This is a genomic window from Nocardia sp. NPDC050697, from assembly GCF_040654395.1.
Classification (GTDB): Bacteria; Actinomycetota; Actinomycetes; order Mycobacteriales; family Mycobacteriaceae; genus Nocardia.
In genome coordinates this window covers 469,089-482,913 of record NZ_JBFAHY010000001.1, presented here as the reverse complement: position 1 = coordinate 482,913, position 13,825 = coordinate 469,089, and the positions used below count along the sequence as shown (strand labels likewise).

The following is a 13,825-nucleotide window of genomic DNA, read 5'->3' as shown; positions in this document are numbered from 1 at the left end:
GGAGTTTCAGCCACCGGAACGGTGCCGGTCACGGCTTCGGCTCGGGGCCGCCCGCCAGGTGCCGCGCGGCCAGGTGCGCGAAGACCATCGAGGCACCGATCGGGTTGCCGCCGCCGGGGTAGACGGTGCCGCTGACCGCGGCCATGGAGTTGCCGGTGGCGTAGAGACCGGGGATCGGCGCGCCCGCGGTGTCCAGGACGCGGGCGTCGGCGTCGGTGCGCAGGCCGCCCTTGGTGCCCAGGTCGGAGAGGCCGAAGGCGGCCGCCCGGTAGGGGCCGTCCCCGATCGGCACCAGCGGGTCGGGGCAGCCGGGGACCGAGCGGTCGTAGGGTTCGGCGCCGCGGCCGAAGTCGGGGTCGGCGCCGCGCGCGGCGTGCTCGTCGTAGCGGGTCACCGTCCGGACCAGGGCGTCGGCGGGCACGCCGATCTTCGCCGCCAGCGCGGGCAGGGTGTCGGCGGTGTGCCAGAGCCCGGCCTGCTCGTAGGCGGCGGGGTCGGCGAGCGGGACACCGGTGAACAGCACCGGCGGCTCCGGCGCCGCACCGCCGTAGATCATCCAGTAGGGCAGCGTGATCCGGCCGTCGCCGAGGCGGGCAAGCACCTCGCGCGCCAGCCGGTCGTAGGGGGCGGACTCGTTACCGAACCGCTCGCCCGCCTGGTCGACCAGGATGCCGCCGGTGAACCAGAGCGAGAAGGTGGAGGCGCCGTCGGGGTGGGTCAGCCCCGGCGCCCACCACGCCTGGTCCATCAGGTCGACGTCCGCACCGACCGCCATGGCCGCCTCCAGCGCGGCGCCGAGGTTGCCCGCGGGCGCCATCGAGTCCCGGGCGCTGCCCGGCACCCCGAAGCGTCGGCGCAGCCGGTCGCTGCGCTCGAAGCCGCCCGCGGCGATGAGCACTCCGCGGGTGGCGCGGATCCGGCGGCGGCCCTGCCTGGTGGCGACCAGCGCGCCGGCCACCCCGCCGCCGAGGTGGACCAGCTCCCGGCACCCGGCGTCGCGGCGCAGCTCGACATTCGGGAACCGGCTCAGCGCCAGCAGCATCCGCCCGATCAGCGCCTGCCCGCCGACGAGCTCGTCCGGCGCGGGCTCGGCGCCGCGATCGGTGCCGAGCGGTGGGCGCAGCGCCGCGGCCAGCTCACCCAGTGCCGCGGCGGGCAGCGGCGCCGGGACGATGTGCCTGCCCGCGGCCCGCGCCCGCGGCTGCGCGCCGAAGTAGTCCGGCCACGGCAGCACCTGGAACTCGAAGGCGGGGTCGCTCTCCAGGTACTCGACCAGCGGTGCGCCCCCGGTCACGAAGGCCTCCTGCAGCGCGGCCGGGGTTCGGTCGCCCACCACCGCGCGGAAGTAAGCGAGCGCGTCGTCGATGATGTCGTCGTCACCGGCCCGGCGCAGCACCGGATTGCACGGGAACCACATGCCGCCGCCGGAGTAGGCGGTCGTGCCGCCGAAGCTGCCGGTCGCCTCGATCACGATGACGTTCAGCCCGGCGCGGGCCGCGGTGTAGGCGCCGATCAGCCCGCCACCGCCCGACCCGATCACCAGCACGTCGCAGCGCTCGTCCCACTGCACTGCGGAATCGACCCAGCTCATCGGCCCTACCCTCCGTCGTCCCCGCGACACCGGCGTCACCGGGTGCGCCGATGCTAGGCAGCGGACGCCGCTCCGGAGCCGGGCTGTTCCGCTGATCGAGACGCCCGCGGGCGCCGGCCACCGGTCCGGCGCGGTCCACTGAGCGGGAGGCCCCCGCCGCAGCACCCGCCCGGCCGACCATCCTCGACGATCGGGCTCGTCCGGCCCCGCCGCTCACCGAAACAGGAGAATCACCCATGACACAGCTGCAGCGCTACGACGGCCGCCGCGCACTCGTCACCGGCGGCGGCTCCGGTATCGGCCAAGCCAGCGTGCTGCGCATCCTCGCCGAGGGCGGCCGGGTGGTCGCCGCCGACATCAGCGAGACCGGGCTGCAGGACACCGTCGCTAAGGCGGGCGACGCCGCCGACCGCCTGCACACCGTCGTCGTCGACATCGGTGACGAGGAATCGGTGCGCACGGGCGTCGAGGCGGCGACCTCCTGGCTCGGCGGGCTCGACACCCTCGTCAACGCGGCGGGCGTGCTGCGCTCGGCGCACTTCGAGCAGACCCGCCTCGCAGATTTCGAGCAGGTGCTGCGCGTCAACCTGGTCGGCACCTTCCTGGTGACCAGGGAGTCCATCGCCGCGCTGCGCGCGGGCAACGGCCCCGCCGTGGTCAATTTCAGCTCCACCTCGGCGATGTTCGCCCATCCCTACATGTCCGCCTATGCCGCCTCCAAGGGCGGCATCCAGGCGATGACGCACGCGCTGGCCTCGGAGTTCAGCAAGCAGGGGATCCGCTTCAACGCGGTGCAGCCGGGCTCGATCTCCTCCGGGATGACCGACGGCACCGGTGCGGCCAAGCAGAGCGTCGGCCCCGGCCTGCCCGCCGACGCCGACTTCGCCCTGTTCGCGAAGGCGGCGCCGGCATTGCCGCTGAGCGACGGCGCCATTTTCGCCGGTCCGGACGCCGTCGCCGCGGTCGTCGCCATGCTCGGCAGCGCCGACGCCTACTTCGTCACCGGAACCGAGGTGCGGGTCGATGGCGGCTCGCACATGTGAGCACCACCCGCCGACCTCTCAGGAGACCCCGATGCCCATCGACCCCACCACCGCGCTCGGCGCCGAGCTGCCCGGCCAGGAGTTCTCCTGGACCCCCTCGGACGTGCAGACATATCACCTCGGCCTCGGCGCGGGACGCGACTGGACCGACCCCGCGGAGCTGGCCTACCTCGACGATCGCGCGCCGCGGGTGCTGCCCACCTTCGCCACCGTGGCGCCGGGCGTCCGCAACACCGGGGCCCCGCGAGTGAGCATGCCCGGCGTGGAAATCGACCTGGCCAAGGTCGTCCATGCCCATCAGGAGGTGGTGGTGCACCGGCAGATTCCCGCCGCCGGTCGTGCGCGCAGCAGCGGGCGCATCGCCGAGATCTGGGACAAGGGCTCGGCAGCGGTCGTCGTGCAGGAACACACCGTCACCGACACCGAGGGCCGGGCGCTGTGGACGACCCGCTCATCGATCTTCGCCAAGGGCGAAGGGGGGTTCGGCGGCGACCGCGGGCCCAGCGCCACGATCGAGACTCCCTCCCGATCGGCCGATTTCGAGGTCCTCGTACCGACGATGCCCCAGCAGGCGCTGCTGTATCGCATGTGCGGCGACCGCAATCCGCTGCACTCCGATCCCGCTTTCGCCCGGGCGGCGGGCTTCCCAGCGCCGATTCTGCACGGACTGTGCACGTACGGCATCGCCTGCAAAACCGCGACCGACACCTTTCTCGAGGGTGACACCACCCGGGTCGGAGGTTTTCGCGCGCGCTTCGCCGGGGTGCTGTTCCCCGGCGAGACCTTGCGCGTGCGGGGGTGGCAGAACGGTGGCAGCGACCTCACGCTGTCGGTTACCGCCGTGGAGCGCGATGACGCGCCGGTGCTCGCCGATGCATCGCTGACCGCACTGGTCTGAACAGGTCGCGGCTGCGCGGTCCGCGCGCGGCCGGAATAAACTATCACGTGCTAGTTTGAAGAGGCCTCTCGGAGACGCGGCCTCCCGCATCGGCCGAGCGGACATCCCGTTCCCGATGCCACGAGGAGTCCCATGACGAGTCCGGGTGCAATCGCCATCGCCCTGTCCCCGCCCCGCTTCGAGCACCACCGCGAGGCGCTCGGAATCGGTCACTCGACACCTCGGCTGAGCTGGATCACCACCGACGCGCCCGCAGGCTGGCGGCAAGCCGGCTACGAACTCGAAGAGCACGGCGGCCGACGGCACGCGGTCGACTCTCCCGACTCGGTGCTCGTGCCGTGGCCGTTCTCGCCGCTGACCTCGCGCCAGCGCCGGCGGATCCGGGTCCGGGTGCGCGGCGAGAACGGACCGGCCTCCGACTGGAGCACCTGGTCGGTGGTCGAGGCAGGGCTGCTCGACCCCGCCGACTGGTCAGCCGCCCTGATCGGCACCGGTGCCGAACAATCCCCGCCGCCGCTGCTCCGCCACGATTTCACCGTGCGGGACGTGGCGATAACCCGGGCACGGGTCTACGCCACCGCGCACGGGCTGTTCGAACTCGAACTCAACGGCCGGCGGGTCGGCGACCACGAGCTGGCGCCGGGATGGACGGCCTACGAATCACGCCTGCGCTACCACACCTTCGACGTCACCGGGCTGCTCCGCTCCGGAGCCAACGCGATCGGTGTCCGGCTCGCGGACGGCTGGTGGCGCGGCCACCTCGGCTGGGACGGCCGATCCGCGCTCTACGGCTCCGACCTGGCCGCTCTGGTGCAGTTGGAGATCGAGTACGGCGACGGAGACCGGGCTGTGATCGGATCCGGCCCGGACTGGCGCGCAGGCACAGGACCGATCCTGACATCGGACCTCTACAACGGCGAGCATTTCGACGCCCGGCTCGACGCACCGGGGTGGTCCAGCCCCGGATTCGACGACAGCGGCTGGCTTCCCGTCGAAGCGGAGACCTTCGATACCACGGTCCTGGTTGCCCCGGACGGCCCCCCGGTGCGCTGCGTCGAAACCGTTCCGGTGGCCGAGGTACTCACCACTCCCAGCGGTGCCACCGTGCTCGACTTCGGCCAGAATCTGGTCGGACGGCTCCGCATCACGGTCACGGGCCGGGCGGGGGACACCGTCGTCCTGCGCCACGCCGAGGTACTCGAGAACGGCGAGCCGGCCTTCGCTCCCCTGCGCACCGCCGCTGCCACCGATACCTATGTGCTGAGCGGCGCCGGAACCGAAACCTGGGCTCCGCGATTCACCGTGCACGGATTCCGCTACGCGCAGGTCGAAGGGTGGCCGGGAACACTGCGGCCCAGCGATTTGGTCGCCGAGGTCCTGCACACCGACATGGTGCGCACCGGCACCTTCACCGTCTCCGACCCGCTGCTGCAGCGGCTGCACGACAACGTGGTGTGGAGCATGCGCGGCAATTTCGTCGATGTGCCGACCGACTGCCCGCAACGCGACGAGCGGCTGGGCTGGACCGGAGACCTGCAGGTCTTCGCGCCGACCGCCGAGTTTCTCTACGACTGCGCGGGGATGCTCACCGGCTGGCTGCACGACTTGGCCGCTGAACAGCGCAAATACGGGGGCACCCCGATGATCGTGCCCGCCGTCGTCATGGGGTACAACGGGCCGATGGCGGGCTGGGGCGACGCAGCCACCGTCGTTCCGTGGTCGATCTATCGGGCCCACGGCGACGAGGGAATCCTCCGCACCCACTTCCACAGCATGCGTGCCTGGGTGGAGGAAGTAGCCGCCGCGGCGGGTGCTGATCGCATCTGGAACTCGGGATTCCAGTTCGGCGACTGGCTCGATCCGACCGCACCGGCGGGCAGGCCCGAACAGGCCGCCACCTTTCCGGAGATCGTGGCCACCGCCTATTTCGCTCGGTCTGCGCGGATTGTCGCCGACACCGCCACCTTGCTCGATCGGGCCGAGGACGCCCGACGGTATCGGCGGCTGGCCGAGGAGGTCCGTGATGCTTTCCGGCACCAGTACGTCACGCCGTCGGGACGGCTACTGTCGGACTCTCCTACCGCCTACGCCTTGGCGCTGCAATTCGATCTGCTCGACGGCGCCGAGGAACGCGGCCGCGCCGCCAATCGGCTCGCCGAGATCGTCCGGAACAGTGGCTATGCCATCGCCACCGGGTTTCTGGGCACCCCGCTGCTCTGCGATGCTTTGTCCGCGCACGGTCACGCCGACGTCGCCTACCGGGTGCTGATGCGGACCGAGCCCCCGTCCTGGCTGTACGCCGTCGTCAACGGTGCCACGACCATCTGGGAGCGCTGGGACTCGCTGCTGCCGGACGGCACCATCAATCCCAGTGGAATGACCTCGTTCAACCACTATGCGTTCGGCTCGGTCGCGGACTGGTTGCACAGAGTCGTAGCAGGACTGGCCCCCGGCGAACCCGGCTACCGGTCGCTGCTGATCGCACCTCAGCCGCCGCGGCGGGGGCTCACCTCTGCGGGGGCGCACCTCGACACTCCCTATGGAACAGCCGAAAGCGCATGGGAACTGCGTGCGGGGCAGTTCCACCTCACCGCAATCGTTCCCGTGGGAGCGCATGCCGAGGTTCGGCTTCCGTCCGGCATCGTGAACCGGATCGAGCACGGCACCCACCGATGGTCCGAGCCGTTCGAAGTCGAGAGCGACGAGCGGGGAGTGGTCGACGTCGACACCCGGCTCGGCGATCTGATGGATCACCCCGACGCCATGCTGGTGCTGACCGGCGTCATCACCAAGTACATCCCCGAAGCTGCCGAACATCTGAGCGCGGGAATGCGGGGACAGGAAGACATGACCCCCCGGGTGGTCGCCGGGTTGATGCCGCGCCCGGACGAAGTCCTCGCCGACCTGGAGCGTGGCTTCGCGGCAGTCTCCGCGGGCACGAAAGTCCCGCCCGACGTATTCGCCGAGCTCGCACCGCCCGCGCTCTGACACGCTGACAGCGGAAGCCGCATTCTGTCTGTGGAGTTGAGCGGCTTCCTACCCCACGGGGGGAAGCCGCTCAACTTCCGGGCCACTTGCTTCGCGGTCCTATCGGAGTTCCGCGCCCGCGGCGTGCCGGGCGGCGACATATCCGTAGACCAGCCCCTGCCCGATGGTCGCACCGGCACCCGGGTAGGTCGCCCCGAAGGCGTTGGCCGCGGTGTTGCCGATGGCGTACAGCCCCTCGATCACCCCGCCGTCCTCGCGCAGCACCCGCGCGTCCGCATCGGCCACGACCCCGCCGCACGTGCCGAGATCGCTGAGGATCATCCGCACCGCGTAGAAGGGAGCCTTGTCCAACGGTGCGAGATTGGGATTCGGTGCCACGGTGGGATCACCGTAGTAGCGGTCGTAGGCGCTCTCCCCGCGGCTGAACTCCGGGTCGGTGCCCCATTCGGCGTACTGGGCGATCGAGCGGAAGCTCTCGGCGAGCGCGTCCTCGGGCACGCCCATCGCGCGGGCGAGCTCGGCCGGGTTGTCCGCTCGGTGCGCCAGCCCCGCCTCGAACCATGCCTTCGGCAGCGGCTGACGCGGGAAGATCGCCCCGGCCATGATGTAGTTGTTGCGGTAGCGCTGGTCGAAGATCAGCCACATCTGCTCGACCGGGTCGCCCTCCTGCTCGCGGGCGAGCATTGCCTGGCCGAAGGACATGTAGTCGGTCGCCTCGTTGATGAAGCGGCGGCCGGTCTGGTCAACGACGAAGGATCCGGGCAGCGAGCGCTCGGCGAGCATGACCAGCGGGGCTGCGCCGGGCAGCGGCGCGAAGGCCGGAAACCACCACGCCTGGTCCATCAGCGCGATACCGGCGCCGAGTTCCTGTGCGGCGGTGATCGCGTCGCCGGTATTGCCCTCCGCGCCCAGGCTGGCGGCGTCGGCGAGGCGCTGCGACTGGAATTTGTGCCGGGCGGCCATGTCGTGGTCGAACCCGCCGGCGGCGAGCACGACACCCCGGCGAGCGGTCACCGTGACCTCCTTCCCGTCCTGGCTGAGCACCGCGCCGGTCACCCGATCGCCGTCCTGGACGAGCCGCACCAGGCTGGTTTCGGTCCACACCGGGATTCCCGCTCGCAGCACGCCCGCGAAGAGCCCCGCCGCCAGCGCCTGCCCGCCGGCCAGATACTCCCTCCCGATGAGCATGCCGCCGATCCCCTGCGCCGCCCGCCGCAGAATCCGCGAGAGCGCCCGCGCGGGCTTGCGCGCGATGAGGTTCATCCACTTGTAGTCGGCGCCGGTCACCGGCATGGGAACCGGTGCCTCCATCACCCCGCCACGCAGCCGCGGCCGCTCCGCGCCGAGCACCGACGCGTCGAACGGGCGGCACTCGCAGGTGCGGCCCTCCGCCCGCCCGCCCGGCTCCTCCGGGTGATAGTCGGAGTACCCCTCGGCCCAGAAGAACCGCATGGGGGTGGTGCGCTCGAGCATGCCGACGGTGGCGGGACCGGCGTCGAGGAAGGCCCGGCCGCGCTCGGCCGGCGCCGAGTCACTCACCACCGCGCGCACATAGGTCTCGGCCTCGGCGATCGCGGCGGGGCCGTTGTCCGGCAGGATCGAACTACCGGGGATCCAGAAGGCACCCCCGGAGCGAGCGGTGGAGCCGCCGACGAATGCGGTCTTCTCCACGATCAGCGCGGACAACCCAAGCTCGTGGGCCGCGAGCGCGGCCGACATGCCCGTGCCCGAGCCGACCACGAGGAAATCGACGGTCGTGTCCCTGGCGGCGGCGCGCGGGGGCATCGGCTTCTTCGCCATGATCGGAAACTCCACTCTCAGAATTCAGCGGGAAAGCCCCACGGTAGGTTCGGCGACCGGGATGGCGGAGGCGGCTTTCCATTCAGCGGGAGGTCCCGCTGACTGGAATTCGCTGCTGCTCCGCAGGTCACTGGGCGGTTAACGTCCCCGGCATGAGCAACACCTGGAGCAGAGAAGAACTCGAAAGCGCATTTCAGACCTGGCATTCCACGGTCGCGCGGGCCGCCTCCGGCGAGGGCAGCTGGCGCGAATTCGTCGACCTTTTCACCCCCGACGCCGAATATCACGAGCAGATGGTCGGCGTGTTGAAGGGGCCCGACGCCATCTGGGCCTGGGTCGAGCCGACACTGGCCACCTTCCCGGGTGCCGCGATGACCTCTTTCCCCGCCTACTGGCACCTGATCGACGACGTCAACGGCGTCATCGTGGTCAAGCTGAACAACCTGATGCGCGACCCCGGCGACGGCGCGCAGATGGGCGCGGACAACATCAGCATCCTGACCTACGCCGGCGGCGGGAAGTTCTCCAAGGAGGAAGACGTCTACGATCCCGCCGAGTTCGTGAAGCTGGTTCCGGAGTGGATCGAGCGGGCCGTGCAACTGGGAACACTCAGCGCGGACGAACTCGCGTGGTGCCAGCAGCAGGCGGCCTCCGCGTAATCACCCGAAACAACTGCGGGCCAACGCATTCGCGTTGGCCCGCAGTTGTTTCAGAGCTCAAGCGGCGTCGGTACCGAGATAGGCGCGCTCGACTCGGCCCGGATCCGCACGCAGCGCCGCCGCGCTGTCCCGGTCGGCGATCCGCCCGTGCACCAGCACAGCGGCACGATCGGCGCTGCCGAGCGCGAGGTGCACGTGCTGCTCGACCAGCAGGACGCTGGTCCCCTCGGCGGTCGCGAGCCGGCGCAGCACCTCCAGGATCTCGGTCACGATCACCGGAGCAAGCCCCATGCTGAGCTCGTCGATGAGCAGGACCGACGGCCGCTGCAGGATCGCCCGGCCGATCGCGAGCATCTGCTGCTCTCCGCCGGAGAGGCGGCCCGCATCGACCGACAGCCGCTTTTCCAGCGCGGGAAAATACTGCAGCACCTGCTTCAATGCACTCGACCGCCGAGATCGCTCGGGCACCGCGAGCAGCAGATTCTGCTTGGTACTCAGCTGCCGGAACAGCGCACGATCATCGGGGACCAGCACCATGCCCGCACGCACCGCGTCACGCGGGCGGCCGCTGCGCACCGGCGCCCCCTCGACCTCGATCGCCCCGCCGGTGTGCGGTAGCAGCCCGGCGAGCGTCTCCAGCAGCGTGGTCTTGCCCGCGCCGTTCGGCCCGAGCAGGCAGGTGATCTCCCCTGCGGCCAGGGTCAGGTCGACGTCGCGGACGCACGGCCGCTCCTTCAGGTAGCCCGCGGTGACACCGCGGCACTCGAGCGTGGTCGTCACTGCGGAGCCTCCTGTGCGGCGAGCGGGCGGGTGTGCAACTCCGGGACCGGTTCGCGCGCCGGGTCGACGGTATCGGCGGGCACCCCCAGGTACGCGCGCAGCACCTCGGGATGGGAACGGATCTCCTCGGGGGTGCCGGTGGCGATGACCCGGCCGAGGTCGAGCACGATCACCCGGTCGCAGACGGTGAGCACCAGCTCCATGTCGTGGTCGACCAGCAGCACGCCGGTGCCGTCGGCGGCGACCGCGCGCAGTTTGTCCCCGAGCCACCGGCTCTCGCCGCTGTCCAGACCGGCCGCCGGTTCATCGAGCAGCGCCACCGCGGGCTCGGCGGCGAGCACCCTGGCCATCGAGACCAGCTGCCGCTGGCCCTGCGATAGCAGCCCGGCCTCCCGGTCGGCGTGCTCGGCGATGCCGAGCACCGCCAGCGTGCGCGCGACGCGCGCCGCCACCGGCTGGTCCGAGTGCGAACGGGCCGCGCCGACCCGGACGTTCTCCGCGACGGTCAGGTCGTCGTACAGCTCGACATCCTGGAAGCTGCGGCCGAGCCCGGCCCGGCTGCGGGCGTGCGGGGGCCGACCGGCCAGGGGCCGACCGGCCAGGGTCACCGCCCCCGTGGCCGTGGCGAACCCGGTGACCGCATCGATGACTGTCGTCTTACCCGCGCCGTTCGGGCCGATCAGCCCGACGATCTCACCGGGGCGCACCTCGAAGGCGACGTCGGTGGCGGCCTGCACGGCGCCGTAGGTGACGCTGACGTCGCGCACTGCCAGCACCGGCGCCGTGCGATCGATATCGGCACGGCTCCGCGGCTCCGCGTCGGCGAGCCCGGCGGCCACGGGGCGGCGGCGCACGAGCGCGGGCCACGGGATCCGGGGCAGCTTGCTCGCGATGCCGTCCGGGTTCACCATCACGGTGACGACGAGCAGCAGCCCGCTGATCACCGCGTAGTAGTCGCCGACGTGCAGGAAGCGGTCGACCAGCAGGTAGACGACGCCGCCGGGCGCCATCACCCCGGCGAGGATGCCGCCGGTGATGGAGGTGATGCCGGCGACGTAGATGACCGCGAAGAGCGAGATCCCGACGAAGACCGCGAACGGTTCCGGGGTGGCGAGGTTCTGCTGGTACCCCATCAGCGCGCCGCCGAGCCCGGCGATGAACGCGCCGATGGCGAAGGTGATCAGCTTGGTGCGGGACACGTCGATCCCGGCCGCCGCAGCCGAGCGCTCGTTGGCCCGGACCGCGAGCATGTCGGTACCGAGGCTGCTGCGGCGCAGCGCGGCGACCGCCAGCCCGGCAGCGGTGAGCACCGCCAGGCAGAGCAGCGCGAAGGCCAGCCGCGGGTACGCCTCGCCCGCACCGATGTTCAGATCGATGCCGAACAGCCTCGGGGTGTCGATCGGCGCGCCCTGCACGCCGCCGTTGAGCTCGGGGTTTCGGAACCAGAACGCTTCGACGAAGACCGCGAGCGCGAGCGTCACGACGGTCAGCGGCAGCCCCCGGACCCGCAGCGCGGGCAGCCCGACCACCACCCCGACGACGGTGGCGAACAGCGCGGCCAGCAGCGGCGCGAACGGGAACGGGACGCCCAGGTGCTGATTCAGCACGCTCAGCGCGTAGGCCGAGACGCCTGCCAGGGTGAGCTGGGCGAGCGAGACCTGCCCCGCGTACCCGGTGACGACCACCTGGGACAGCCCGATCACCGCGAAGATGATGCTGCTCACGATGGCCGCACGCCAGCTGCCGGTGGTCGCCAGCAGCGCGGCCACGGTGACGGCGAGCGCCAGCAGCGCCGGCAGCAGGATGCGGTCGGGGCGGGGTGCCCGGCCGAGGGTCTGCCGGATCACCGAGCCCCGGTCCGGCAGCGGCCTGCCCTTCAGCACCAGGAATCCGAGGATCAGCAGCAGCGAGATCGCCTCCGCGGTGCCGGCGCGCGGCCACCAGTCGTAGAGCCCCTGCAGATTGGTCGCCTCGGCCTGGAGCGCGCCGATGACGATACCCGCGGCGACGGTCAGCCAGATCGAGCCGAAGTTGCCGACCAGGGTGGCCGCCAGCGCGGGCACGATGAACAGCGAGTAGGCGACCGGGTTCAACGCCACCAGCGGCGCGATGAGGATGCCGCCCAGGCCGGCGACGACCGAGGACAGCGCCCAGTTCGCGAAGGCGATCCGATCCGGCGAGAGCCCGGTCAGGTAGGCGCCCTTCTCCGACTCGGCGGCCGCCTCGGTGGCGACGCCGAACCGGGTGAAGCGGAAGACCAGCGCCACCACCACCGCCAGCGCCACGATGGCCAGCGCCAGCCACACCCGGTCGGCGGGCACCTTCCGATCGCCCAGCGCGAAGGTGTCGAGCGCGAAGATCGGCTGCACCGCGACCAGGCCGGTGCCCACGCGCTGGGCGATCACCGCCTGGATCACGATCATAAGGCCGATCGAGGCGACGGCCTTGGCCACCACCGGTGCGGTGCGCATCGGCCGGAACACCAGCGCGTAGCACAGCACGCCGAGCAGTGCGGCCGCGACCAGGGAGATCGCTATGGCAGGGCCGACCCCGAGCGGTCCGCCGAGGTCGATCCGCTCGGGCAGCCCCGGTATCGGGACCAGCAGGTCGCCCTTGCGCAGCAGGGCGTAGGTGTACGCGGCGTACAGCGCGACCGCACCGGTGGCGAAGTTCACGACGCCGGAGCTCTTGAAGGTCATCACGAGCGCGAGCCCGAGCGCCGCGTACACCGCCCCGTTGCCGAGGCCGAGCACGAGGTAGGAAAGGTGTTCTGTCATAGCTGGTCTCCCTGGCCGAACGAAAGTGGCGGGCGGGTCAGCCGGTCACCTTGAGGTTCACCGGGACGGCCTGGTCGTTGAGCTCGCCGATCAGCATCTGGCGCGAGCAGATCGACGGCAGCATAGGCACCGCGGTGCCGTCGCAGGTGAAGGTGATTCCGCCGCCCGCGGGCATCTCGACGCCCTTGGCCGCGCGCAGCGCCTCCTTGATGCTCGCCGCGTTCACCTCACCCTGGATTCCGTCGGTGGCACCGGCCAGCGCCAGCACGACCTGATAGCCCGAGGAGGCCGCGCCGGTCACCGTCGCCGACGGTGCGTAGGCCTGCAGCACCGAGCGGTAGAGCACCGAGTCCGGGCGATCGGAGAGGTAGTCGGTCGCGGTGATGCCGGTGCTGCCGGTGACCGCGTCCATCCCGATGATCCCGGTGACGTTCGGATCCAGGCAGACCGGGATGAAGACCTTCTGCACGGCCGGGTCGGTGGTCTGCACCGCCTTGTAAACCGAGGCGCAGGTCGCGGCGTCGGCGATCACGCTGACCCCGTCCGGCTTGCCGGAGAGCCCGGAGGTGACCAGCGGCGTCGGGTCCGGCACGCCGAGCGGGATCGGCACCACCTTCAGCTGCACACCCGCGGCCTGGAACAGCGGCGCGCCCATGGCGTCGGCCAGCGCGCCGAGCCCGCCGCCGTCGCTGGCGAACAGGGTGAAGTTCTTCATCCCCTTGTCCTTGGCGGCAGCCGCCATCGCGCCGATGGTGCCGGGCAGCCCAGCCGAGAGCGCCGCCGAGTCCGGCGAGGTCAGCTCCTGCTGCGAGACGCCGTTCAGGGTGACATAGGGGATGCCCGCGCCTGCCACGATCGGCAGGATGGTGCCGCCCTGCGAGGTGCCCGGCGACAGCACCGCGGCCACCTTCTGTTCGACGAAGTCGTTGGCGCACTTGGTCGCCGAGGTCGGCTCCTCCTGTTGCTTGCAGACCACCAGCTCGATCGGGCGCCCCGCGATGCCGCCGCCGTTCTTGTTCACGTACTGCGCCGCCGCCTCGGCGCCCTCGCGCATCTCCGGCAGCGAGACCACCGCGCCGCCCTCGGTCGACACGAAGCCGATCCGGACCGGGGCGCCCGAGGCGGGCGCGTCCGGCAGGGCGGTGGTGGGCGCGCCGGACACCGCGGCGTTGTTGTTCGACTCCTCGTCACCGGCGCACCCGGTCGCCGCGATCGCGGTGCACAGTGCGGCGGCGCCGATCACGGCGACTGCTCGTCGCCGCCGACTCAGACCAAGCTTCATGATCTGG

At 71.3% G+C, this 13,825-nt stretch carries 9 protein-coding genes; 4 read left to right on the top strand and 5 right to left on the bottom strand.

Features of this window, described 5'->3' with window-relative positions; all coding sequences use genetic code 11:
- Positions 1-28: 28 nt before the first annotated feature.
- Positions 29-1,591 carry an FAD-binding protein gene (locus AB0H71_RS02435; RefSeq protein WP_357014112.1) on the bottom strand — a complete coding sequence of 521 codons (1,563 nt, stop codon included), beginning with the start codon at positions 1,589-1,591 and terminating at the stop codon, positions 29-31.
- Between the two features lie 236 nt (positions 1,592-1,827).
- On the opposite strand from AB0H71_RS02435, the gene AB0H71_RS02430 reads away from it, so the two are divergent.
- The 3 genes from AB0H71_RS02430 (at position 1,828) to AB0H71_RS02420 (ending at position 6,520) form a co-directional block, all read left to right on the top strand.
- Entirely contained in the window at positions 1,828-2,634 is an 807-nt protein-coding gene (locus AB0H71_RS02430; RefSeq protein WP_357014109.1) for an SDR family oxidoreductase, read from the top strand.
- Between the two features lie 31 nt (positions 2,635-2,665).
- Entirely contained in the window at positions 2,666-3,532 is an 867-nt protein-coding gene (locus AB0H71_RS02425) for a MaoC/PaaZ C-terminal domain-containing protein (protein WP_357014106.1), read from the top strand.
- A gap of 537 nt (positions 3,533-4,069) precedes the next feature.
- Positions 4,070-6,520 (top strand): family 78 glycoside hydrolase catalytic domain, encoded by a 2,451-nt coding sequence (locus AB0H71_RS02420; RefSeq protein WP_357014103.1) that lies wholly within the window; start codon positions 4,070-4,072, stop codon positions 6,518-6,520.
- 99 nt (positions 6,521-6,619) lie between these two features.
- Here AB0H71_RS02420 and AB0H71_RS02415 read toward each other — a convergent pair whose 3' ends face one another.
- The gene (locus AB0H71_RS02415; protein ID WP_357014101.1) at positions 6,620-8,320 is read right to left on the bottom strand and encodes a 3-ketosteroid-delta-1-dehydrogenase; all 1,701 of its coding nucleotides are present in this window, start codon (positions 8,318-8,320) and stop codon (positions 6,620-6,622) included.
- A 152-nt stretch (positions 8,321-8,472) separates the two neighbouring features.
- On the opposite strand from AB0H71_RS02415, the gene AB0H71_RS02410 reads away from it, so the two are divergent.
- Positions 8,473-8,979 carry a nuclear transport factor 2 family protein gene (locus AB0H71_RS02410; protein ID WP_357014099.1) on the top strand — a complete coding sequence of 169 codons (507 nt, stop codon included), beginning with the start codon at positions 8,473-8,475 and terminating at the stop codon, positions 8,977-8,979.
- Between the two features lie 57 nt (positions 8,980-9,036).
- Here the strand turns inward: AB0H71_RS02410 and AB0H71_RS02405 are convergent, their stop codons facing one another.
- From AB0H71_RS02405 to AB0H71_RS02395, 3 genes are read right to left on the bottom strand one after another with little or no spacing between them, the layout of a single operon-like run.
- Positions 9,037-9,759, bottom strand: a complete 723-nt coding sequence (locus AB0H71_RS02405; protein ID WP_357014096.1) for an ABC transporter ATP-binding protein — start codon at positions 9,757-9,759, stop codon at positions 9,037-9,039.
- A complete protein-coding gene (locus tag AB0H71_RS02400) occupies positions 9,756-12,536 on the bottom strand; it encodes a branched-chain amino acid ABC transporter permease/ATP-binding protein (RefSeq protein ID WP_357014093.1) in 2,781 nt (926 codons plus the stop codon). The genes AB0H71_RS02405 and AB0H71_RS02400 overlap by 4 nt, the downstream gene beginning before the upstream one ends.
- Before the next feature lie 37 nt (positions 12,537-12,573).
- Positions 12,574-13,818, bottom strand: a complete 1,245-nt coding sequence (locus AB0H71_RS02395) for an ABC transporter substrate-binding protein (protein WP_357014090.1) — start codon at positions 13,816-13,818, stop codon at positions 12,574-12,576.
- Between the last annotated feature and the right edge of the window lie 7 nt (positions 13,819-13,825).

What these genes read in the sequence shown, in the direction of transcription:
- AB0H71_RS02435 (WP_357014112.1), bottom strand. Translation starts at nt 1,591, where the DNA reads ATGAGCTGGGTCGATTCCGCAGTGCAGTGGGACGAGCGCTGCGACGTG.
- AB0H71_RS02430 (WP_357014109.1), top strand. Translation starts at nt 1,828, where the DNA reads ATGACACAGCTGCAGCGCTACGACGGCCGCCGCGCACTCGTCACCGGC.
- AB0H71_RS02425 (WP_357014106.1), top strand. Translation starts at nt 2,666, where the DNA reads ATGCCCATCGACCCCACCACCGCGCTCGGCGCCGAGCTGCCCGGCCAG.
- AB0H71_RS02415 (WP_357014101.1), bottom strand. Translation starts at nt 8,320, where the DNA reads ATGGCGAAGAAGCCGATGCCCCCGCGCGCCGCCGCCAGGGACACGACC.
- AB0H71_RS02410 (WP_357014099.1), top strand. Translation starts at nt 8,473, where the DNA reads ATGAGCAACACCTGGAGCAGAGAAGAACTCGAAAGCGCATTTCAGACC.
- AB0H71_RS02400 (WP_357014093.1), bottom strand. Translation starts at nt 12,536, where the DNA reads ATGACAGAACACCTTTCCTACCTCGTGCTCGGCCTCGGCAACGGGGCG.
- AB0H71_RS02395 (WP_357014090.1), bottom strand. Translation starts at nt 13,818, where the DNA reads ATGAAGCTTGGTCTGAGTCGGCGGCGACGAGCAGTCGCCGTGATCGGC.